Annotated in this window: 17 protein-coding genes; 5 read left to right on the forward strand and 12 right to left on the reverse strand. The window is 69.7% G+C overall.

Annotated features, from left to right (window positions below):
* Positions 1-191 precede the first annotated feature (191 nt).
* The 12 genes from DEFCA_RS0106405 to DEFCA_RS0106460 all read right to left on the reverse strand — a co-directional run bounded on the left by DEFCA_RS0106405 (position 192) and on the right by DEFCA_RS0106460 (position 15,781).
* Positions 192-1,064: an FAD binding domain-containing protein gene (locus DEFCA_RS0106405; RefSeq protein WP_025322205.1), complete on the reverse strand. Its 873-nt coding sequence runs from the start codon at positions 1,062-1,064 to the stop codon at positions 192-194.
* A gap of 16 nt (positions 1,065-1,080) precedes the next feature.
* Positions 1,081-2,364 carry a phenylacetate--CoA ligase family protein gene (locus DEFCA_RS0106410; protein WP_025322206.1) on the reverse strand — a complete coding sequence of 428 codons (1,284 nt, stop codon included), beginning with the start codon at positions 2,362-2,364 and terminating at the stop codon, positions 1,081-1,083.
* 329 nt (positions 2,365-2,693) lie between these two features.
* The gene (locus DEFCA_RS0106415; RefSeq protein ID WP_025322207.1) at positions 2,694-4,451 is read right to left on the reverse strand and encodes a hydantoinase B/oxoprolinase family protein; all 1,758 of its coding nucleotides are present in this window, start codon (positions 4,449-4,451) and stop codon (positions 2,694-2,696) included.
* The gene (locus DEFCA_RS0106420) at positions 4,448-6,553 is read right to left on the reverse strand and encodes a hydantoinase/oxoprolinase family protein (RefSeq protein WP_025322208.1); all 2,106 of its coding nucleotides are present in this window, start codon (positions 6,551-6,553) and stop codon (positions 4,448-4,450) included. Before DEFCA_RS0106420 ends, DEFCA_RS0106415 begins: the two co-directional genes overlap by 4 nt.
* 95 nt (positions 6,554-6,648) lie before the next feature.
* Positions 6,649-8,277 (reverse strand): acyl-CoA mutase large subunit family protein, encoded by a 1,629-nt coding sequence (locus DEFCA_RS0106425; protein WP_025322209.1) that lies wholly within the window; start codon positions 8,275-8,277, stop codon positions 6,649-6,651.
* 322 nt (positions 8,278-8,599) lie between these two features.
* Positions 8,600-8,995, reverse strand: coding sequence for a cobalamin B12-binding domain-containing protein (locus DEFCA_RS0106430; protein ID WP_025322210.1), 396 nt, complete (start codon positions 8,993-8,995; stop codon positions 8,600-8,602).
* A gap of 133 nt (positions 8,996-9,128) precedes the next feature.
* The gene (locus DEFCA_RS0106435; protein WP_025322211.1) at positions 9,129-9,407 is read right to left on the reverse strand and encodes a ferredoxin family protein; all 279 of its coding nucleotides are present in this window, start codon (positions 9,405-9,407) and stop codon (positions 9,129-9,131) included.
* Between the two features lie 100 nt (positions 9,408-9,507).
* A complete protein-coding gene (locus DEFCA_RS0106440) occupies positions 9,508-10,821 on the reverse strand; it encodes an FAD-dependent oxidoreductase (protein WP_025322212.1) in 1,314 nt (437 codons plus the stop codon).
* 76 nt (positions 10,822-10,897) lie between these two features.
* Positions 10,898-11,851: an electron transfer flavoprotein subunit alpha/FixB family protein gene (locus DEFCA_RS23060; RefSeq protein ID WP_025322213.1), complete on the reverse strand. Its 954-nt coding sequence runs from the start codon at positions 11,849-11,851 to the stop codon at positions 10,898-10,900.
* 17 nt (positions 11,852-11,868) lie between these two features.
* Complete coding sequence (locus DEFCA_RS0106450) at positions 11,869-12,618, reverse strand: electron transfer flavoprotein subunit beta/FixA family protein (RefSeq protein ID WP_025322214.1); 750 nt, start codon at positions 12,616-12,618, stop codon at positions 11,869-11,871.
* Between the two features lie 492 nt (positions 12,619-13,110).
* The gene (locus tag DEFCA_RS0106455) at positions 13,111-14,259 is read right to left on the reverse strand and encodes an acyl-CoA dehydrogenase family protein (protein ID WP_025322215.1); all 1,149 of its coding nucleotides are present in this window, start codon (positions 14,257-14,259) and stop codon (positions 13,111-13,113) included.
* A gap of 328 nt (positions 14,260-14,587) precedes the next feature.
* Complete coding sequence (locus tag DEFCA_RS0106460; protein ID WP_029733687.1) at positions 14,588-15,781, reverse strand: CaiB/BaiF CoA transferase family protein; 1,194 nt, start codon at positions 15,779-15,781, stop codon at positions 14,588-14,590.
* A gap of 285 nt (positions 15,782-16,066) precedes the next feature.
* On the opposite strand from DEFCA_RS0106460, the gene DEFCA_RS0106465 reads away from it, so the two are divergent.
* The 5 genes from DEFCA_RS0106465 to DEFCA_RS0106485 all read left to right on the forward strand — a co-directional run bounded on the left by DEFCA_RS0106465 (position 16,067) and on the right by DEFCA_RS0106485 (position 21,542).
* A complete protein-coding gene (locus DEFCA_RS0106465) occupies positions 16,067-17,059 on the forward strand; it encodes an FAD binding domain-containing protein (protein WP_025322217.1) in 993 nt (330 codons plus the stop codon).
* On the forward strand, positions 17,059-17,589 hold the full coding sequence (locus DEFCA_RS0106470) for a (2Fe-2S)-binding protein (RefSeq protein ID WP_025322218.1): 531 nt from the start codon (positions 17,059-17,061) through the stop codon (positions 17,587-17,589). Before DEFCA_RS0106465 ends, DEFCA_RS0106470 begins: the two co-directional genes overlap by 1 nt.
* Positions 17,586-19,865, forward strand: coding sequence for a xanthine dehydrogenase family protein molybdopterin-binding subunit (locus DEFCA_RS0106475; RefSeq protein ID WP_025322219.1), 2,280 nt, complete (start codon positions 17,586-17,588; stop codon positions 19,863-19,865). The genes DEFCA_RS0106470 and DEFCA_RS0106475 overlap by 4 nt, the downstream gene beginning before the upstream one ends.
* 340 nt (positions 19,866-20,205) lie before the next feature.
* Positions 20,206-20,631 (forward strand): VOC family protein, encoded by a 426-nt coding sequence (locus tag DEFCA_RS0106480; protein WP_025322220.1) that lies wholly within the window; start codon positions 20,206-20,208, stop codon positions 20,629-20,631.
* A gap of 2 nt (positions 20,632-20,633) precedes the next feature.
* Positions 20,634-21,542, forward strand: coding sequence for an AAA family ATPase (locus tag DEFCA_RS0106485; RefSeq protein WP_025322221.1), 909 nt, complete (start codon positions 20,634-20,636; stop codon positions 21,540-21,542).
* The last annotated feature ends 317 nt before the right edge of the window (positions 21,543-21,859 follow it).

Raw genomic sequence — 21,859 nt, forward strand, 5'->3', positions numbered from 1 at the left:
CGTGCGGCTCCTCAGCTCGCCGCGCAGCGCCTCCAACGCTTGTACCGTGAAACCGTTCGTGCCCGGCCGCACCGCCATAAGACCACTGTTGGTGCCCCCTGCCTGCGCGGCGAACCTCATGCCCGGCTTCGCGCGCGGCCGGAAGCAGGCCCCATGCCCCTCCGCCGAAACTGAGTGGGGACCGGTGCACTTTACCCCTTTCGTGAGAGGACCGCCTCGTCCAGGATCCGGGGGATCCACACCCGGATCATCTCCCGGCGGTACCACGCCTCGCCCCGCCAGGAGTCGCGCACCTTGGCCTCCTGGGCCGCGATCTCGGCGGCCTCGGCCGCGGCCTCGCGGGTGAGGGGCTCGCCCTCCAGCCGCTCCTCGGCCTTGCGCACCCGCAGGGGGGTGGGACCGGCCACCCCCAGGGCGATCCGGGCCTCGGCCACCCGGCCGTCGGCCCCGAGGGTGACCCGGGCGCCGATGCCGATCATCGGCAGCTCCACGGCCTTGCGGCGGGTGATCTTCCGGTAGCCCGCAAAGGTCCTGCCCGCCGGGAGCGGCAATCGGATCTCGGCCAGCACCTCGCCGGGGCCGAGCACGGTCCGGTTCGGGCCGGCGAAAAACTCGGTCAGCGGCACGTCCCGGTGGCCGGTTCCGGTCTCGATGCGGCACTCGGCGTCGTAGAGCAGGAGCCCCACGGCCGAGTCGGCCGAAGGGGCGGCGTTGCACAGGTTTCCGCCCACCGTGGCCACGTTGCGCACCTGCCTCGACCCCACGCCCGAGCAGGCCTGGTGCAGGGCCGGAAAGTGCTCGGCCACCCACAGGTCGTCCTCCACCTCGGCATGGGTGACGCATGCCCCCAGCACGAGGCCGTGCTCCGTCTTCCGCAGGCCCGAGAGCTCCGGCACGTTGCGCAACGACACCAGGGCCTCGGGCGCGAGCTTGCCGGCCCGCAGGTTCACCCAGACGTCCGTGGCCCCCGCCACCGGAACCGCCCCCGGCCCCAGGTCCGCCAGCAGGGACAGGGCCTCGCCCAGGCTGGTGGGGCGGTGATAGGAAAAGCCTCTTGCGGCCATGTCGCGTCCTCCGCGCTCAGCGCTTGTCGAACACCCGTTTCGCCTTCTTCTCGCTGCGGGGCAGGCTGGCGTAGTCCACCACCCTCACCTCGGCCGACACCATGATCTGGCTCTTGATCCGGTGCTCCAGGTCCGCCTCGATGCGCTCGTCCTTGAGGGGATCCCCGGCCGGATCCCGCTCCACGTAGATGGTCATGTAGTCCCGGCCCTGGCGCCGCTCGAGCACGATGTTGTACTCGCTGGACACCCCCGGCACCTCCGACAGGATCTCGTCGATCTGGCCCGGGTAGATGTTCACGGCCCGGTAGATGAACATGTCGTCGTCCCGTCCCAGGATCCGGTCGTGCCGGGGCAGCACCGACCCGCAGGCGCACCGCCCCGGCAGGGCCCGGGTCAGATCCCGGGTGCGGTACCGGATCAGGGGGCTGGCCTCCTTTCGGAGGGTGGTCACCACCATCTCCCCGATCTCCCCCTCGGGCACCGGCTTCAGGGTCTGGGGATCGAGGATCTCCAGGATGTACATGTCGGCCCAGTAGTGGATGCCCCGGTGCTCGCGGCAGTCGATGCCGGCACCCGGCCCGTACAGCTCGGTCATGCCGGTGATGTCGAACACGTGCTCCACCCCGAGCCCCTCCTGGATCCGGCGCCGCATCCGGTCGCTGCACCGCTCCGAGCCCTGGATCACCGACCTCAGGCGGATGCGGTCCCGCAGGTTCCGGCGCTCCACCTCCTCGGCCAGCAGCAGGGCCATGCTGGCGGTGCAGCACACCACCGTGGGCTGCAGGTCCACCAGGAACTGACACTGGAGGTCCACGTTACCGGGCCCCACGGGCACCGCCATGGCGCCGACGGCCTCGCACCCGGCCTGGAAGCTCACCCCCGCGGTCCACAGCCCGTACCCCACGGCGATCTGGACCCGGTCGCCCGGGCCCACCCCGGCCATCTCGTAGCACCGGGCGAAGAACGCGGTCCAGTCCTCGATGTCCTTGCGGGTGTAGGCGAGGATCTTGCGCTTGCCCGTGGTTCCCGAGGACGAGTGGATCCGCACCACCCGATCCGTGGGCACGCTCAGGAGCGGGAACGGGTATCCTTCGCGCAGGTCGTTGGCCGTGGTGAACGGCAGGCGTTGGATGTCCTCGAGGGTCTTGATCTGGTCGGGCCGCACCCCGGCCTCGTCGAACCGGCGGCGGTAGAACTCCGACCCCTCGTACGCGTGCCGAACGGTCCAGCGGAGCCCCTCGAGCTGGATACGGGCCAGCTCCTCCTCGTCCCGGATGGATGGCATGAAGGTTTGGCTCATGGTGAATGGCTCCCGGCAACTTCGGTCGTCGGTCTTTGGTCGTCGGTCGGGTCGGCTCCCGGGCTGCTCGGCCGTCACGCTTCGTCGGAGCCCCCAGCCCCACCGCCGCAATCCGCATACTTTTTTGCGAAACGGAACGCCGGGTTAATAGTCCCCGGGGGATAAACAGGCGCTATCGCTCCCTGCTCGGAGGGGCAAGGGACCTGTCGGAGAGCCGGGCGCGGCCCCTTAGCTCGCCGCGCAACGCCTCTGACGCTTGCCCCGCCCTCCGAGGTGACGCGCCTGTCTTGTCGCCGGGTTAATAGTCTCTAGTTTCCAGTCTCTAGTCTCTAGTCTCTGGTTTCTGCCTCTCCGGAGCGCAGCCTCTCCGTCTCGGCCTCGTCCACGGTCCAGGTGGCCGGGTCGATGGCCACGCCGTAGTCCTCCCGGGCCTTCTCCAGGGAGACCACGCCGTTTCGCACGTCCCGGAGCACCTTGGCCGGGTCCCGCTCCCTGGGGTCGCCCCAGCCCCCGCCGCCCCCGGCCTGCTGGAAGTACACGGTGCCGGCCGGCACGTTCTCCACCAGGTCCTTGCTGGTGCAGGTGTACCACCGGCCGTCCGGGTACCGGAGCTTGATCACGTTCAGGGTGCCGTCCTTGCCCCCCACCGCGCCCCTGGCGGGCTCCACGTCGCCGTCGCCGAAGGTCACCACCTTCACGTTCTCGCCGCCCATGACGAACTCGGTCTCCACCCCCAGGCCGCCCCGCCACCGGCCGGCCCCTGCCGAGTCGCACCAGTACTCGTGGCGGACGAGGCGGTGTGGGGTCTGTTGCTCGAACATCTCGTAGTCCTGGTCGAGCACCCCGCCCGAGGCGTCGATCATGCCGATGTGGTCGTACCCGTCGCACCCGTAGATGCCGCCGGACCCTCCTTTCATGCCCATGAAGAAGATGTCCACGAACGGCTCGCCGCCCTTGCGGGGATCGCTGCCGGTGGACAAGCTGCACAGCAGCTCGTTCCACTCGGCCGTGACCCGCTCGGGGATCACCGGGCCCAGGGCCCGCATGATGGCGTCGGCGTTGTTGGGGCACAGGTGGTTCCCGTAGGTGGTGGCCGCGGGGTAGGCCGCGTTCAGGATCGTGCCGCCCGGGATCGTGATCTGGATCGGCCGGACCATGCCCTCGTTGTGGGGCATGTTGGGGTTCACCATCTGCAGGAACGTCAGGATCGTGGCCGAGGCGCTCGAGGTGAACGTGCCGTTCACGAACCCGGGGGTCTGGGGGTCGGTTCCGGTGTAGTCGAAGTGGATCTCCCCGTCCTTGACCGTGATCGTGACCCGGATCGTGTACTCGGACCCGGGGTTCTTCCCGTCGTAGTAGGCCGTGGCCTCGCCCCGGTACACGCCGTCGGGGATGGTGCGGATCTCCTGGCGCATCATCTGCTCGGTGGCGTCGAACAGGTACTCCTTGTGGGCCTCGAACACCTCGCGGCCGTACCGCTCCAGGATCTTCAAAACCCCCCGCTCGCCCACCACGCACGAGCCGATCTCGGCCCGCATGTCCTCCTCGACGATGTCGAGCCGGATGTTGGCGAAAATGAGGTCCCACACGTCCTTTCGCAGCTTGCCCCGCTCGATCACCTTGACCGGCGGGATCCGCAGGGCCTCCTGCCACACCTCGGTGGCCTGGGGGTTGTACCCGCCCTGCACGGCGCCGCCGATGTCGGCCTGGTGGCCCTTGCACGCGGCCCACGCCACCAGCTCGCCCTCGAAGAAGATGGGCTTGTACACGGCCACGTCGTTGTTCTGGTTGCCCATGCTGAACACGTCGTTGTGGAAGATGACGTCGCCCGGATGGATGTCGTCGCCGAAGTACTCGATGATGTACTTGCACACCGGCGCCAGGCTGAAGGCCAGGATGGGCAGGTTCTCGGTCTGCTCCAGCATGTTGCCCTTGGCGTCGTACAGCCCGGTGACGAAGTCCTTGGCCTCGCACAGGATCGGACTCCGGGTGGTCCGGGTCATCGCGATGCTCATCTCTTCCGTGATGCTCTTCAGGCGCCGCTGCAGGATCGACACCAGCACCTTGTCGATTCGGATCTCGCTCATCCCAGAACCCTCCGGAGGATCTCGTCTTCCCGTTCCTTGAGGTACAGGGTGTAGGTGCCCAGGGGGTCCACCACCACCGAGAACTCGGGGGTCACGAAGGTGGTGGTGTTCACCTGCTCGATGATGGCCGGGCCGGCGATGCGGTTGCCGTGCCGCAGCTTCATGCCGTCGTACACCGGTACGTCGGCGAACCGCTTTTCCCGGGGCAGGTACGCCGACCGGCTGCGTTTGAACGCGGGGGACGGGTCCTCCCCGGCCAGGGGCTCGGGGGCCAGCCGGGGCTTGTCGGTGCGGCCCACGGTGGTGACGCGCACGTTGATCAGCTCCACCGGGGTGCCCTTCTCGGCCAGGTTGTACCCGTACAGGGCGTCGTGCTGGGGGTGGAACCGCGCCGCGAACGCCTCGGGGTCGGCGGCCAACGCCTCGTCCCACGGCACCTCCACGCTCACCTCGTGGTACTGGCGCACGTAGCGCAGGTCCAGCACCACGTGGGTCTCCACCCGGTCCTCGGGGATGCCCTCCGCGGCGAGCTGCCGGACTCCCTCGTCGCGCATCTCCCGGCACAGGGCCCGGAACCGGTCGCGGTCGAACTCGTCGAGCCGGGCGGGGTAGCTGCGCACGAAGTCGTGCTTGAGGTCCGAGCGCAGCATGCCGGCCGCGCAGAAGATCGAGCTCTCCCGGGGCACCAGGATCACCGGGATCCCCAACTCCAGGGCGATCATGCAGGCGTGGTTGGGCCCGGCCCCGCCGGCCGTGACCAGGGGGAAGTCGCGCGGGTCGTACCCGTTGTTCACCGCGATCTCCCGTACGGCCGCGGCCATGCTCACGTTGATCACGTCGTACATGCCCGCGGCCGCCTCCTCCACCGTGTACCCCAGCTTCCGGGCCACGTGCTCGTCGATGGCCCGCCGGGCCGCCTCCAGGTCCAGGGGCATCCGCCCCCCGGCGAAGAACGCCGGATCCAGATAGCCCAGCACCAGGTCCGCGTCGGTACAGGTGGGAAGCTCCCCCCCCCGGCCGTAACACGCAGGCCCCGGGTCGGCGCCGGCGCTCTGGGGCCCCATCCGCAGCAGCCCCCCCTCGTCGATCCAGCCGATGGACCCGCCGCCCGCCCCGATGGTCACCACGTTGAGCATGGGCAGGCTGATCCGAAGCCGGTTGATCGAGCCCTCGGTGGTGGTCAGGGGCTTGCCGTCCTTGACCAGGGCCACGTCGAAGCTGGTGCCGCCCATGTCGCAGGTGATGCAGTCCTCGTACCCCTGGCCCCGGACGAAAGCGAGCCCGGCCACCGGCCCGCCCGCCGGGCCGGAGAGCAGCGTGGTGGCGGGCTTGTCCATGGCCGCCTCGGGGGAGATCACCCCGCCGTTCGACGCCATGATCAGGAGGATGCCCTGGTACCTAAGGCCCTCCAGCTTGCGGATCAGGCTTTGGAGATACCGGGTGAGCACCGGGCCCACGTAGGCGTTCAGCGCCGTGGTGGAGACCCGGTCGTAGAACCGGATCGCCGGGACCACCTCGGTGGACACCGACAGGAACGCCCCGGGCAGCTCGTCGCGCACGATCTCGGCCGCGCGCCGCTCGTGGGCCGGGTTGGCGAACGCGTTCATGAAGCAGATCGCCACCGCCTCGACCCCCTCGTTGCGGAACTCGGCCAGGGCGGCCCGCACCGACCCCTCGTCCAGGGGCTCGACCACGTCCCCCTTGTAGTCCACCCGCTCGGCCACCGGCAGCCGCAGGTACCGCTCCACCACGGGCCGGGCGTTGGGGAAGCGGTTGTTGTACTGCTCCTCCCGGATGCCCCGGCGCATCTCCAGGGCGTCCCGGAACCCCTTGGTGGTGAGGAGCCCGGTCTTGGCCCCGGTGTAGGTGAGGGTGGCGTTGGTGGTGACCGTGGTGCCGTGGACGATGGTGCTCACCTGGCCCAGGAACTCCTCGGTCGTGAGCCCCCGGTCCCGGGCCATCTCCTCGATCCCCTGGATCGTGGCGATGGACGGGTCCTTGGGCGTGGACAGCACCTTGTAGATGTGGCTGGTCCCGTCCTCCTCGGTGAGCAGGAAGTCGGTGAACGTCCCTCCCACGTCGATCCCGATCTTGTACGTCATGAGAAAAGCTCCTTGACGGCTGGACAGCCGGAAGGCCGTAGCGGTTCGTCGGCCGGGAACGATCAACGATTCACGATTTACGATTCACGGCCCCTTCAAAAGATCCTCGGCTCCTGGAAGGTGCCGAACACCTCGCGGAACACGTCGGCCATCTCGCCCACGGTGCAGTAGGCCCGGCAGCACTCCACCAGGGCGGGCATCACGTTCTCGCCCGACCGGGCCACCCGCTCCAGCTCCCGGAGGCTCTGGAGCACCGGATCGGCCGGCCGGGAGCGCTTGAGCTCCTTGAGCTCCCGGATCTTCTCCTCGGCCCAGGCCTCGTTGTACTCGTGGAGCTCGACCTCCTGCTCCTCCTCGGTGGCGTACTTGTTCACCCCCACCTTCACGATCTCGCCGCGCTCCAGGGCGCGCTCGAACTCGTAGGCCTGGCGGGCCAGCTTGCGGTGCACGTAGCCGTTGCTCACGCACTCCACGATCCCGCCCTTGGACTCGATCTCCTCCATCTCCTCCCAGATCTTCTCCTCCATCTGCTTGGTGAGGGTCTCGACGAAGTACGATCCGGCCAGGGGGTCCACCGTGTCGCGCAGCCCCACCTCCTCCATCAGGATCTGGCAGGTCCGGAGGCTCAGCAGTGCGGCCCGGGGCGTGGGGATGGTGAACGCCTCGTCGAACGAGCACAGGGCCGTGGTCTGGGCCCCCGACAGGGCGGCGGCGAGGGCGTAGTAGGCGCCCCGGATGATGTTGTTCTCGGGCTCGGCCTTGGTGAGCCCCGACCCGCCGCCGGCGAACAGGCCCCGCAGCCACAGGTTCCGGGGGTTCTTGACCTTGTACTTCTCCTTCAGGTTCGTGGCCCACACCTTCCGCCCCGCCCGGAACTTTGCGACCTGCTCCCAGAGGTTGCCGAAGATGTTGAAGTTGAAGCTGAACCGGCCCACGAACTCGTCGGGCTCGTACCCCCGCCGCACCACCTCGTCGATGTAGGCGTTGGCGATCAGGAAGGCGTAGGCCATCTCCTGGGCCGGGGTGGCTCCCGACTCCCGGATGTGGTAGCCGCACACGCTCACCGGGTTGGTGCGGGGCATCGCCTTGATCGAGTACTCGATGGTGTCCCCGATCAGCCGGATCGCCGGCTCCAGGGGGTAGATCCAGGCGCCCCGGCCGATCACCTCCTTGAGGATGTCGTTCTGGGGGGTGGCCGAGATCTTGGTGCGGTCGAACCCCAGCTTCTCGCCCACCGCCTGGTACATGGCCAGCATCACCGAGGCCACGGCGTTGATCGTGAGCCCCGCGCCCACCCGGTGCAGGTCGATGCCGTCGAAGGCGATCTCGAAGTCCCGCAGGCTGTCCACGGCCATGCCCACCCGGCCCACCTCGCCCTCGGCCATGGGGTGATCCGAGTCGAGGCCCATCTGGGTGGGCAGATCGAAGGCCACGTTCAGGCCCGTCTGGCCGTGGGAGATCATCAGCTTGAACCGCTCGTTGGTCTCCCTGGGCGTGCCGAACCCCGTGTACTGGCGGGTCGTCCACTCGCGGGTCCGGTACCCCTGGGGGAAGATGTTCCGGGTGAACGGGAACTGCCCGGGCTCCCCCAGGTCCTTCTGGTAGTCGAACCCGATCGCCTCCAGGTCCTCGGGCCCGTACTTGGGCTTCACGTGGATCCCGGAGGGCAGGATCACGTCCAGGATCACGTCCTTTTCGTCTCGGATGTACTTCGCAACGTCCATGGGGCCTCCGTTTGGTAGGCTGGAAAGCTGGAAGGCTGGAAGGCTAGGAAGCCCTTTGTCTCCGGCCTGCTGCCGGACCTTCACATGTGGCGGCTGGTGTCATGCTCAGCAAGTTCGTGCATTCCCCGAGGGGGTGGGGCTAGGGGCCCCTCCTTCGCTGAACGGCCTCGCAGGGGCCGCCTCGGCGCGGTCCGCTGCGGCGCGTGAGAGCACGCGCCGCGGCCGCTCCCCTGGCGCCGGGCGGCCCTGGCTGCTCGGCCGTCGCGCTTCGTCGGAGCCCCCAGCCCCCCTGGGAACCCCGCGAAATTTCCGAAACACCACACTACGCACCGCACCGCTCCTGGATGAACCGCACGGTCTCGTCCAGGGGGGTGCCCCCGGGGAAGATGCCCTCCACTCCCAGCGCCCGAAGGGCTTCGAAGTCCTTCTTGGGGATCACGCCTCCCACGATCACCACCTTGTCCTGAGCGCCCTTCTCCTTGAGCAGAGCGGTCAGCTTGCGGCAGATCGGCAGGTGGCCGCCGGTCATGACGGACAGCCCGATCACGTCCACGTCCTCCTGGATGGCGGTCTGCACGATCGCCTCCACGCTTTGGTGGAGCCCCGTGTAGATCACCTCCATCCCGGCCTCCTGGAGCGCGTGGGCCACCACCTTGGCCCCCCGGTCGTGGCCGTCCAGCCCGGGCTTCGCAACCAGCACCTTGATCTTTCGCGCCATGGTCGGGTCTCCTACAGAGCGGTTTTTGGTCTTTCGTCGTTCGTCGCAGGTCGCTGGTCGTTCGTCGTTCTCCGTCCAGACCGTGGGTGTGTCTTCGCGTCGCGACGTCCGCGCGTTCGCACGTCCGAACGTCCTAACCGTACCGGTACCTCACCCCGTATCCCCCCCGGGGGTACCGCCAGGTGAGAGCCCCTTCGCGGCACGCCACGAGGCAGGTGCCGCACTCCAGGCACCCCGCGAACTCCACCGTCATCCGGTCCGACTCCTCGTTCCACTCGTACAGGGCGGCCGGGCAGACCCGCACGCAGTAGCGCTCGCGGCACCGGGCCCGGCACACCTCGGCGTCGATCTGAATGTGGCTCTGCTCGTCGTGCCGGAACGCGTTCTTCGTGAGCTTTTCGTCGACGGTCATGGGGGGCTCGTGAATCGTGAATCGTCAATCGTGAATGGTTGGGTCGTCGGTCTCCGGTCTTCGGTCTCCGGTCGTCGGTGGCACCAAACGTCCTCCCGTCCTAACGTCCTAACGTCCCAACGTCCCAACGTCCCAGCCCCCGTGCCTTCCACCAGAACCGGGCGTCCCGGCGGTTGAGGGCGGTTCGCCGGAGGAATCCCCATACCAGGGAACCGAGGGGCTCGGGCGCGTCCTTTCCCAGCCGGACCAGCCGGCCCACCAGCTCGGCCACCTCCCTGGGGTACCGGTCGAACAGGTCGGGGTTGGACAGGAGCGCCGGCATGTCCCGGTAGGCCTCCAGGTACCTCCACACGAAGCTCTGGCGCAGCCGCCGCAGGTACCCCGACAGCCCCACCGCCGAGTAGTCGTCCGCCTCCCGGGCCTCCAGCACGGCCTCGGCCGCCATGCGGCCGCTCGCCACGGCAAACTCCATGCCCCGCACCGTGTACCCCATGTTCAGGGCCAGCCCCGCGGCGTCGCCCGCCAGCAGGATGCCGTCGTCCAGGATCCGCCCCACCCCCCCCAGGCCGGTCTCGGGGATCAGGTGGGCCGAGTACTCCAGGAGCTCCCCACCTTGGAGGAGCCTTCGGACCCGCGGGTGGCGCTTGAACGCCTCGAGGATCTCGGGGGCCTTTTCCCGACCGCCGTCCTCCATGAGATCGTGCACCCCCATCACCACGCCCACCGACACCGAGTCGCGGTTCGTGTACACGAACCCCCCGCCCATCCGGCCGCCCGTGAACGAGCCCACGAACAGCTCCGCCGCCCCTTCGCCCGGCTCCAGGTTGAACCGGTCCTCGATGGTGCCCGGCGGAAGCCCGATCACCTCCTTCACGCCCACGGCCACGGCCTTGGGCTCGGGCACCTGCCGGAGGCCGGCGGCCTGGCCCACGAACGAGAGCACGCCGTCGCACCCGATCACCACGTGGGCCGGGATCTCCTCGCCGTCCACCCGGACCCCGGCCACCCGTCCGTCCTCGCGCAGCAGCTCGGCCACGGGCTTCTCCGGGATCACGAACGCCCCCATGCCCATGACCCGCTCGCCAAGCCAGGCGTCGAGCCGGCCCCGGAGCACGGTGTAGCTCTGGGGCACCTCACCGCCGAGGGCCGGGTCGATGTACTCCATCCGCACGGCCCGGTCGCCGTCCACCAGGGTCCAGGCCTCGCGGGTCACGGCCCGCTCCCACGGGGCGTCCTGCCACCGCTCCACCACGTCGCGGATGGGCCCCACGTACATCCGGCCGCCGGTCACGTTCTTGGTGCCGGGCCCGTCGCCCCGCTCCAGCACCACCACCTGGAGCCCGGCCTCGGCCAGCCGTTCGGCCGCGGCCAGCCCGGCCAAGCCCGCGCCCACGATCACGGCATCCATCTTCATGGGCACGCCTCCTGCGGCTGGAAGGCTGGAAGGCGAGAAAGCCGGAAAGGGGAGCGCGCCCGGTTGAGGGGTGCTGTCACGTCCGGGCCTCCCGGATCGCCCGGGTCAGGGCGGGCAGCACTTGGAGCGCGTCGCCCACGATGCCGTAGTCCGCGTAGCGGAAGATCGGGGCGTTGGGGTCGCTGTTGATGGCCACCACCACCTTGGAGGTGTCCATGCCCATGGTGTGGTGCACCGCGCCGGAGATGCCGGCAGCCACGTACAGGGCCGGCGACACGGTCTTGCCCGATTTGCCCACCTGGATCGCGTGGTCGGCCCAGCCGGCGTCCACCACGGCCCGGCTCACTCCCACGGCCCCACCCAGGGCGTCGGCGAGCTCCTCCAGGAGCCTCAGGTTCTCCGGCCCCTTCAGGCCCCGGCCTCCGCTCACCACCACCTGGGCCTCGGTCAGGGGCACCCGTTCCGACTCCCGGCCGGTCCGCTCCAGCACCTCGGCCCTCTGAGCCGCCGGCTCCACGGACACGGTCTCCACCCGGGTCGTCAGGTCGGCCGGCGTTTCCGGATCGAAGCTGTTGGGCCGAAACGCCGCCAGTACCCGGCGGCCGGTCAGGCCGAGCCACTGGTAGGCCTTGCCCCCGCACACCGGCCGCAGGAGCCGCAGCCCTCCGTCTCCGGCCTCCAGCGCCAGGGCGTTGGTGACCGCGTTCCATCCGAGCCGGGCCGCCACCCGGGGCAGCACGTCACGGGTGCGCGGCCCCTCAGGCCACAGGACCAGGTCCGGGGCCTGGTCGCCCAGCACCCGGGCCAGGGCGTCCACCCAGGGATCTGCGGCGTAGCCGGCAGGCCCCTCCACCTTGAGCAGCCGGTGTACCGTTCCCTGTAGGGCCTCGGCCGGCCCTGCCTCGTCGCCCACGGCCACGGCCGTGACCTCTGCACCTTCGCCCCCCACCCGCCGGGCCTGGGCCGCGAGCTCGCGGACCGCCCGCCGCAGCCCCTCGCCTTCTGCCTCGCACACCACCCAGATCTGCATGGGAACCTCCTCCCAGCCTAAATCACCCTCGCCTCGTCCCTCAGGAGCCGCACCAACTCGGCCGCGGCCTCCTCGGGCTCGCCCTGGATCATGCGGACCTCGGGCCGGCTGCGCGGCCCCTGGAAGCCCTGGGACGGCAAAGGTTCCACCGCCTCCACCCCCAGATCGGCCAGGGACACGGCCGGGATCTGGGCCCGCATCGCCTTCATCAGGCCCATCACCTGGGGCACCCGGGGCTCGTACCACCCCTTCTCCGCGGTGAGCAGGGCGGGCAGGGGCACCCGGAGGGTCTCCCGGCCGTCGGCCTCCCGCGTCACCACCAGGCTCCCGTCCTCCGCCTGGCATCCCACCACCCCGGTCACGCAGGGCACGCCCAGCACCTCGGCCACCATCGGCCCGACCAGGCCGGCCTCGGTGTCGGTGCCCTGCTTTCCGGCCAGGACCAGGTCGAACCCCTCCTTGGCCACGGCCGCCGCAAGGGCCCGGGCCACGGTAAGGGGATCCGCCCCTTCGAGGGCCGGGTCCTCCAGCCGCACGGCCGCGTCCGCGCCCATGGCCAGGGCCCGGCGCAGGGCCTCGAGCCCCGTGCCCACCGCCACCACCCGCCCGCCGGCGGCCTGCTTGAGCTGCAGGGCGGCCTCGACCGCGATCTCGTCGAAGAAGTTCAGGACCCGCTTGGGCTCCACCTCGAGCCCCGAGCCGTCGCCGGTCACCTGGACCCGCGCCTCCAGATCGGGGACCTCTTTCACGAGCACGGCGATGTTCATGACGACTCCTTTTTCGTAGCTCGGCGGCCGGGCTGCTAGGCGGCCGGGCGGCTTCGTCTGCCGGGGCCCTCGCTCCCCCTTACCTGTGGAAGCGGCCTCCAGCTCCTCGACGGGCCTTCCGGCCCGGGATCGCGACCGGGAGGTCGCTCCTACTCACGGCGGCCCCGGGCAAGCCGCCGGCCCCGGCGCCCTCCAGCCTCCCGGCCTCCCAGCTTTCTAGCCTTCCAGCCTTCTAGTGCTCCGTTTCGCAAAAACGTATGCGGATTGCGTCGGTGGGGCTGGGGGCTCCGACGAAGCGCGACGGCCGAGCAGCCCGGGCCGCCCGGCGCCAGGGGAGCGGCCGCGGCGCGTGCCCTCACGCGCCGCAGCGGACCGCGCCGAGGCGGCCCCTGCGAGGCCGTTCAGCGAAGGAGGGGCCCCCAGCCCCACCCCCTGGGAAAACCACGGGATTTCGGAAACGCTACACTAGCGGGCCGAAGGCCCCAGCCCCGATCACCGTCCCTTCACGATCTCCCGGCCGATGAAGTTCTTAAGCACCTCGTGGGTGCCGCCGCCGTAGAGCAGGAACCGGGCGTCCCGGAAGTAGCGCTGGGGCCCGTACTCCGTGGCGAACCCGTTGCCACCGTAGATGCGGGTCACCTCGTCCACCACCTTCAGGCAGGTCTCGGTGGCGAACATCTTGGCCATGGCGGCCTCCTTGCGGGGGTTCAGGCCCTCGCCGATCATCCAGGCCGCGTAGTAGACCAGCAGCCGGGCCGCCTCCATCTCGGTGGCCATCTCCGCGAACTTGGCCCGGATCAGCTGGTAGTCGCCGATCGGCCGGCCGAACGCCTCGCGCTTGCGGGCGTACTCCAAGCCGTCCGCAAACGCGGTGCGCGCGATCCCCAGGGCCATGGCCCCGGTCATGCACCGCACCTCGTTCAGGATCTCGCCCAGGTACGCCACGCCCTTGCCCTCCTCCTCGCCCAGGAGGTTCTCGTCGGGCACGAACACGTCCTCGAACACCAGCTCCCCGGTCACCGGGCCCCGGGCCCCCAGCTTGTGGAGCACCTGGCCCGACCGGAACCCCGGGGTTCCCTTCTCCACCAGGAAGAAGTTCAGGCCCTTCATCCCCTTGGCCGGGTCGGTGGTGGCCAGCACCGTGGCGAAGTCGGCCGTGGGCCCGTTGGTGATCCAGTTCTTGGTTCCGTTGAGCACCCAGCCGCCGTCCACCTTTTTCGCGGTGGTGCGGGTGGCGGCCAGGTCCGACCCGGACTGGTCCTCGGTGAAGCAGATGGTGGCGATCTTCTCGCCCCGGAGCGCGGGCAGCAGGCACCGCTCGCGGATCGCCTCGGACCCGAACCGGTACAGGAAGTGGGTGCCCATCAGCATGTTCATGATCACGGCCTGGGCGAACCCCACCGACCCCCGGGTGATCTCCTCGTAGAAGATCATGCAGGTCACCGGGTCGGCGTTCATGCCCCCCAGCTCCTCGGGGTAGCGCAGGCCCAGGTACCCGAGCGAGGTGAACTCCCGCCACAGGTCCTCCGGGATCCGGTCCTCCTGGTCGATCTCCTCCACCCGCGGGAGGATCAGCCGATCCACGGTGTCGGCCACGGCCTGTCGGAAAAACTGCTGTTCCTCGGTGAGTCGGAAATCCATGGGCATGCCTCGTTCGGCTGGAAAGCTAGAAAGCTGGGAAGCTACCTGAGACCAGCGACGCGCTCATTCCCCTGGTCGGGAGCAAGGGGCCTGCCGGAGAGCCGGGCGCGGCCCCTTAGCTCGCCGCGCAGCGCCTCCGGTATCCGGGCCACGAAATGGTATGGATTCCACCGAGCTGTAACGGAACCAACTCTCCTGTCTTGTGCCTGCGCGGCGAATCTCAACGCCCGGCTTCGCGCCCGGCCGGAGGCGGGCCCCTTGCCCCTCCTCCGAGACGGAACCCGCGGATCCACCCCTAGGCCCCCGTGGGAGCTCGCGTGGCACGGCTCTACACCACCCCCTCGTCCGTGAGCCGGGCGAGCGCGTCCTCGGACAACCCGAGGGCCTCGCCGTAGACCTTGGCGTTGTGCTCGCCCAGGCGGGGCGGGAACGACAGCTCCCCCCCCCTCTCCCTCAGGAACTCGGTGGGCACCGGCGGCGGCGCCAGGCAGACCTCGAACCCGGTCTGGGGGTCCCGGGTGCGCAGGAGCTTCGGCTTCACCGCGGGGTCCTCGCACACCTCCGGCACGGTCTGGACCCTCGACCCCGGGATCCGGGCCTGCCGCAGCAGGCCCAGGAGATCTTCGGTGCCGAGGGCTCTCGTGACCTCGGCGATCCGCTCGTTCAGCCGGCCCACGTCCGCGATCCGGCCGGCGTTGGTCTCGTACGCAGGGTCGGCCAGCCCCTCGAACCCCGGCAGGGCCACCAGCCGCTGCCACTGCAGGTCGTTGCCCACCGCCAGGTACACGTACCCGTCCCGGGTGGGGTACACGCTGACCGGGGCGAAGAACTCGTGGGTGTTGCCCCGGCGGGTCATCACCTTCCCAAAGGTCTTGGCCATGGTGATCGGCTGGGTCAGCCAGCTCACGGTGGAGTCGATCATGGCCACGTCGATCCGGGCCCCTTCGCCGGTCACGGCCCGGCGGTACAGGGCCTTCATGATCTGGCCGTAGGCGTGCTCGCTCGTGCCCATGTCGGGCAGGGGGATCCCCACCACCTCGGGGGGGCCGTCCGGCTCGCCGGTCAGGTCCATCAGCCCCCCCCGGGCCTGAAGGATGGGGTCGTAGGCCGCCTCGTTGGAGTCGGGCCCGAACCCGGTGATCCCCACCCAGATCAGATCGGGCCGGATCTTCCGGAGGGTGTCGTAGTCGATGCCCAGGGGCTCGTAGTTCTTGGGCAGCTGGTTCGTGGCGAACACGTCCACCGGCAGCTCCGCGATCAGGTCGTGGAGCAGCTTCTGCCCCTTGGGGTCCTTCAGGTTCAGAGTGATCGCCTCCTTGCCCGCGTTGATGGCGAAGAAGTAGCTCGACATCAGGGGCTCCTCCGGGCGGAACGGGTCCCCCACCCGCCGGTTCGGGTCGCCGCGGCCCGGGGGCTCCACCCGGATCACCCGAAGCCCGTCCATGGCGAGCCGGTAGGTGAGGTAGGGCAGCACGGTGGCCTGCTCCAGGCTCAGAACGGTCAGGTCTTGCAAGGGGTTCATCGGCTCCTCCCGGAATCGCGACTCGCAGCCGGAACAGTTGGCGGGGTCGTTTGATTTTTGCACCGGCATGTTTGAAAATTATCAAACCGCCGTTTGCGATATGCGCTGTGTGCGCGCACATTACTCCGGAACCTCCCGCCTGTCAACCCCGCCGGCGCCTCCAGACGGCAGAATTCGCCCGCCCCGACCTTGACACTCACGATTCCGTCCTGCTAAGTTGCGCCGCACCGGGTTTCAACTCGGTGTTCTGTTTTTCTGCTAGATCGTTTTATTTTGGAGCGTACGATGCTTCGCCTGCCCCATTTCGCCGTTCACCGCCCCGGTTCCGTGGCCGAGGCGCTCCAGATCCTGGCGACCGCTCCCCACGCCCGGCCGCTGGCCGGGGGCACCGATCTGCTGGTGGCCATGAAGCACGGCCACCACAAGGAGGCCGACCTCGTGAGCCTGGCCGGGCTCGGCCTCTCCGGCATCGAGCGATCGGACTCCGCGATCACGGTGGGCGCGGGAACCTCCCTGTGGGATCTGATGCGGTGGGCCTGGCCCGGCGCATTGGGCGTGGTGGCCGAAGCGGTCCGGGCCGTGGCCGCCCCGCCCCTCCAGAGCCGCGCCACGGTGGGCGGGAACGTCTGCCTGGACACCCGGTGCTGGTTCTTCAACCAGTCCGCGTTCTGGCGAAGCGGCCGGCCGGCCTGCCTCAAGGCCGGGGGCGACCGGTGCCACGTGGTGCCCGGGGGGAGCGACTGCCACGCCGTGAGCCAGGCCGATCTGCCCCCGGTCCTGATCGCCTGCGGGGCCCAGGCGGAGATCGCCGGGCCCGACGGAAGCCGGGAGGTGCCGGTGGAGGGGCTGTTCTCGGGCGACGGAAGGCGGCCCCACACCCTGAGCTCCGCAGAGCTCCTGCTGCGGCTCCGCGTTCCCCTGCCCCCCCCCGGGGCGGGCGCGGCCTACGAGAAGCTGAGGATGCGCCGCGCCTTGGACTTTGCAGCCGCCTCGGCCGCGGTGTACCTGGAGCGCCGGGACGGAGGCTGCGCCCGGGCCCGGGTGGTGCTGGGGGGCCTGGGCACCAGCCCCCTACGGGTGCCCGAGGCCGAGGCCGCGCTGGAGGGCACGGAGCTGGATCCCCGCGCCCTGGCCGAGGCTGCGGAGGCGGCCGTGGCCGCGGCCCGGCCCGTGAAGAACACCGACCTGACCCCGGCCTACCGCCGGAAGATGGCAGGGGTGCTGGTTCGGCGGGCCGCCCTGCGGGCGTGGACCCGGGCGGCCGGGGAGGAGTCCTGATGAGCGAAGCGCGGAAGAGTGCGCCAAAAAAGATGGTGGTCGAGCTCGAGGTCAACGGAACCCGTCACGAGCTCCTGGTGGAGCCCCGCCGGACCCTGCTGGAGGTCCTGCGGGAGGAGCTGGGGCTCACGGGCGCCAAGGAGGGGTGCGGCCTGGGCGCCTGCGGCACCTGCACCGTGCTCATGGACGGCCGGCCCGTGCGCGCGTGCCTCACCCTGGCGGTGGAGGCCCAGGGGGCGAGCATCCTCACCGTGGAGGGGCTGGCCGACACCGTGGCCGACCGGGAGCCCGGGGCCCTGCACCCGATCCAGGAGGCGTTCGTGGACGCCCACGGGGTCCAGTGCGGGTTCTGCACCCCCGGCATGATCCTCGCGGCCAAGGCGCTGCTGGACGAGGAGCCCGACCCGGACGAGGCCCGGATCCGCGAGGCGCTGGGCGGCCAGGTGTGCCGGTGCACCGGCTACACCAAGATCGTGGAGGCCGTGAAGCTGGCCGCCCACCGGCTCTCTGGCGAGGAGGTGGAGGCGTGAGTCGCTACATCGGACAGAGCCTTCCGAGGAGGGACGCGCGGCTCAAGGCCACCGGCGAGGCCCGGTTCACCGCAGACCTCTCCCTGCCGTTCATGCTCCACGCGGCCGTGCTGCGAAGTCCCTACCCCCATGCGCGCATCGTCCGGCTCGACACCAGCCGGGCCGAGCGGCTGCCCGGGGTCAAGGCGGTGCTCACCGCCCGGGACACCTCCGGGGTCAAGTGGGGCGTGTTCCGCTACACCCGGGACCAGGAGTTCCTGGCCCGTGAGAAGGTGCGGTACGTGGGCGAGGAGGTGGCGGCCGTGGCCGCCGAGTCCGAGGACATCGCCCGGGAGGCCCTGGAGCTCATCGAGGTGGAGTACGAGATCCTGCCGGCCGTGTTCGACCCGCTGTCGGCCGTTGCGGACGACGCCCCCCGGATCCACGACCACGCCGAGCGCAACATCAACATCCACGTGCCGATCCACGTGGGCGACGTGGACCGGGCCTTCGACGAGTGCGACTACGTCCACACCGAGCGCACGGTCTCGGAGGAAGAGAGCTACTTCATGACCGAGCCCTACGCGGTGCTGGCCCACTGCGACCGCCAGGGCACAGTGGAGGTGTGGATGCCCAACGCGAGCCCCCACACCAAGGCCAAGGGGCTCGCCAACGCGCTGGGGCTGCCGGTGTCCAAGGTGCACGTGCGCCACGTGTTCGTGGGTGGCGCCTTCGGGGGCCGCAGCGACATGTTCCCCGGGGAGTACATCGCGGCGCGGCTCTCCCAGATGACCCAGCGGCCGGTGAAGCTCGTGTACACCCGCGAGGAGAACTCCATCGCGGTGCGCCAGGGCCACTCCATGGTGGTGGAGAGCACCTTTGGGTTCAAGCGGGACGGCACCCTTCACGCCGTGGACGTCACCGCCTACATGGACGGCGGGGCGTACTCGTCCACCGGCCCCATCGCCACGAGCGTGCCGTTCCTGTGCTTCGAGCAGACCTACCGGGTGCCCAACGTGCGGTACAACGGGTACCGGGTGTACACCAACAAGCCGATCCGGGGCATGATCCGGACCCACGGCCGGGCCTGGGCCTGCAACGTGGACATGCAGCTCGACCTGGCGGCCGCCGCCCTGGGGCTGGACCCGGTGGAGATCCGCCGGCGCAACGCGGTGCGCACCGGCGACACCACCCCGACCCAGAGCAAGATCTTCAAGATGGACAGCCTGGCCACCATCGAGGCCGTGGCCGAGGCCAGCCGGTTCCGGGAGAAGTGGGGGAAGCTGCCCAAGTGGCGCGGCATCGGGATCGGCTGCGTGAGCGTGATGAGCGGGTTCCCCATGGGCATCCGGGGCGGATCCGCGGCCATGGTGAAGTTCGACGAGGACGCGGGGGTGACCGTGATCTCCGGGGTGGTGGACAACGGCCAGGGCAACGAGAACGTGGTGCTGCAGATCGCGGCCGAGGCCCTGGGCGTGGCCCCCGACGCGATCCAGCTGGTGGCCTCGGACACCGAGGTCACCCCCATCGACCAGGGCGCCTACTCCCAGGCCACCACGTTGTGCAGCGGCAACGCCGTGCGCCTGGCCTGCGAGGACGCCCGGCGCCAGATCTTCGAGATCGCCTCGGACATGCTGGAGGCGGCCGCGGAGGACCTGGAGCTGGAGGACGGCAAGGTGTACGTGCGGGGCTCCCCGTCCCGGGCCGTGCCGCTGCGCAACGTGATCCGCATGGGGCTGCTCAAAGGCAAGAACGTCATCGGCCACGGCAGCTTCGGCCCCAACGTGGACCAGACCCGCGAGTGGATCAAGAACCCCACGGGGCAGCTCGCGGCCGCGTTCAGCTACGGCAGCGCCGTGGTGGAGGTGGAGGTGGACCCGGAGACCGGGTTCGTCCGGGTGCTCGACGCCTGGGTGGCCCACGACTGCGGGAAGGCCATCAACCCCAAGGAGGTGGAGGGCCAAATGGAGGGCGGCCTCGCCATGGGGGGCCACGGCGGCATCCTGCTGGAGGCCTGCAAGTGGCACGAGGGAGCCAACCTGAACCCCGACTTCCTGGGGTACAAGGTGCCGCTCGCGCCCGACATGCCGCCCATCCACCCCTTCATCGTCGAGTCCGAGGATCCGTTCGGGCCGTTCGGGGCCAAGGAGGGCGGGTTGTCCATCTCCATGTGCACGGCCCAGGCCTACTCCAACGCCATTGCCAACGCCATCGGCACCCACATCCGGGAGTTCCCCCACACCCCCGACCGGGTGCTCGAGGCGATCGAGAAAAGGGCCGTGACGGGTGATCCGTGACGGGTGACGAGGTCACTAAGACGTGCAAACGTATTGCCAGGGTACGGGGTGGGGGCCTGGTTCCGGCCGGGCGCGAGTGCGGCATCCGATCGCCGCGCCTTCTCATGCCGCCGCTTGCCCGTCGGTCCAGGCCACGATAGCGGAACTCTTGGGATGCGGAGGCGATCCGGACGTTCGGAGGGCGCGGCGAGCTAAGGGGCCGCACCCGGCGCTCCACCAGACCCCCACCCCGCCGACGAAAATGGGACAGTGATCCGTGACGGGTGACGGGCCGGCCGCCCCGCTACGATTCACGATTTACGATTTACGGCTTCTTAGCCTTCCATCCAAAAGGACCGACATGAAAGCGAAGTCCATCGACCACATCTGTTTCGCGGTGCGCAACCTGGACGAGGCCGTGGCCCGGTACCGGGACGTGCTGGGCCTGGAGCCCGACGGCGTGTACACCGCCGAGTCCGAGAAGATCCGGGTGGCCCGGTACTACCTGGGCGAGGTGGCCGTGGAGCTGATGGAGCCCACCGATCCGGACAGCGACGTGGGGCGGTTCCTCGAGAAGCGCGGCGAGGGGTTCTTCCTGATCTCGTACCGGGTGGACGACGTGGAGGAGGGCCTCCGGGAGCTCGAGTCCAAGGGGTACCCCCTGATCGACCGCAAGCCCCGGGAGCTCATGGGCAACCGCTACGCCTTCATCCTGCCCCCGGCCCGGATGAACGGCACCCTGGTCGAGATCCTGGATGGGGAGTTCGAAGGGTATCCGGAACGCTGAACATGTTCTCGTCTGTCGATTCCATCGTCGAGCGTCTGGGTCGGGAGCAGTACGTGGCCGACCGGGCCCTGGGCACCATCCTGTACCTGAGCCAGGCGCTGGGGAAGCCCCTGTTCCTGGAGGGGGAGCCCGGCGTGGGCAAGACCCGGCTCGCCGTGGTCCTGGCCCGGGCCCTCGACACGCCCCTGATCCGGCTCCAGTGCTACGAGGGGCTCGACGCCTCCACGGCCCTGTACGAGTGGAACTACCCGCGCCAGATCCTGGAGATCAAGCTGCAGGAGACCTGCGGCGAGCGGTCCCAGATCGCCCGCACCATCTTCAGCGAGGAGTTCCTGATCCAACGGCCCATCCTCCAGGCCCTGCGCCACCCCGGCCCCCGGCCGGCCGTGCTCCTGATCGACGAGCTGGACCGGGCCGACGAGGAGTTCGAGGCGTTTCTGCTGGAGGTGCTCGACGAGTTTCAGGTGACGATCCCCGAGCTGGGCACGATCCGGGCGGCGGTGAAGCCGCTGGTGATCTTGACCTCCAACCGCACCCGCGAGGTGCACGACGCCCTGAAGCGCCGGTGCCTGTACCACTGGATCGACTACCCGGACTTCGACAAGGAGTACGCCATCGTCAAGGCCCACCTGCCGGACATCGAGGACGATCTCGCGGCCCAGGTGTGCCGGTTCGTGGAGAGGATCCGCACCGAGGAGTTCCTGAAGCGGCCCGGGGTGGCCGAGACCCTGGACTGGGCCGCGGCCCTGCTGGCCCTGAACCGCCACGCCCTCGACGAGGAGGTGGTGGAGGCCACGATGGGGTGCATCTTCAAGAACCAGCAGGACATCCTGCTGTTCCGCAACGCGGTGTGGGGCGACCACGAGAAACGGGCCGAGTACCTGCGCCAGGTCAAGGCGGCGATGTGTTAGGGAAGGCGAGAAAGCTAGGAGGCTGGGAAGCTGTGAGGCTGGAGGGCGCCGGGCCCGGCAGATTGCCCAGGGCCACCGTGGGTAGGAGCGACCTCCCGGTCGCGATCCCGGGCCGCGAGGCCCGTCGGGGAGTTGTCGCGGCCTGGAGGCCGCTCCCACAGGCGAGGGGGAGCGAGTACGCTGGGAACCGAAGCCGCCCGCCGCCTAGCTGCCTAGCGGGCCGAAGGCCCAAAGTTGTTTCCATTTTTTGAGTTCGTGGATCATTGGGAGGAGAACGAGACGATGAGACGAACACCCTCTTGACTCCATGACCCGAC

Origin of the sequence: Deferrisoma camini S3R1, from assembly GCF_000526155.1 — a bacterium.
GTDB lineage: Bacteria > Desulfobacterota > Deferrisomatia > Deferrisomatales > Deferrisomataceae > Deferrisoma > Deferrisoma camini.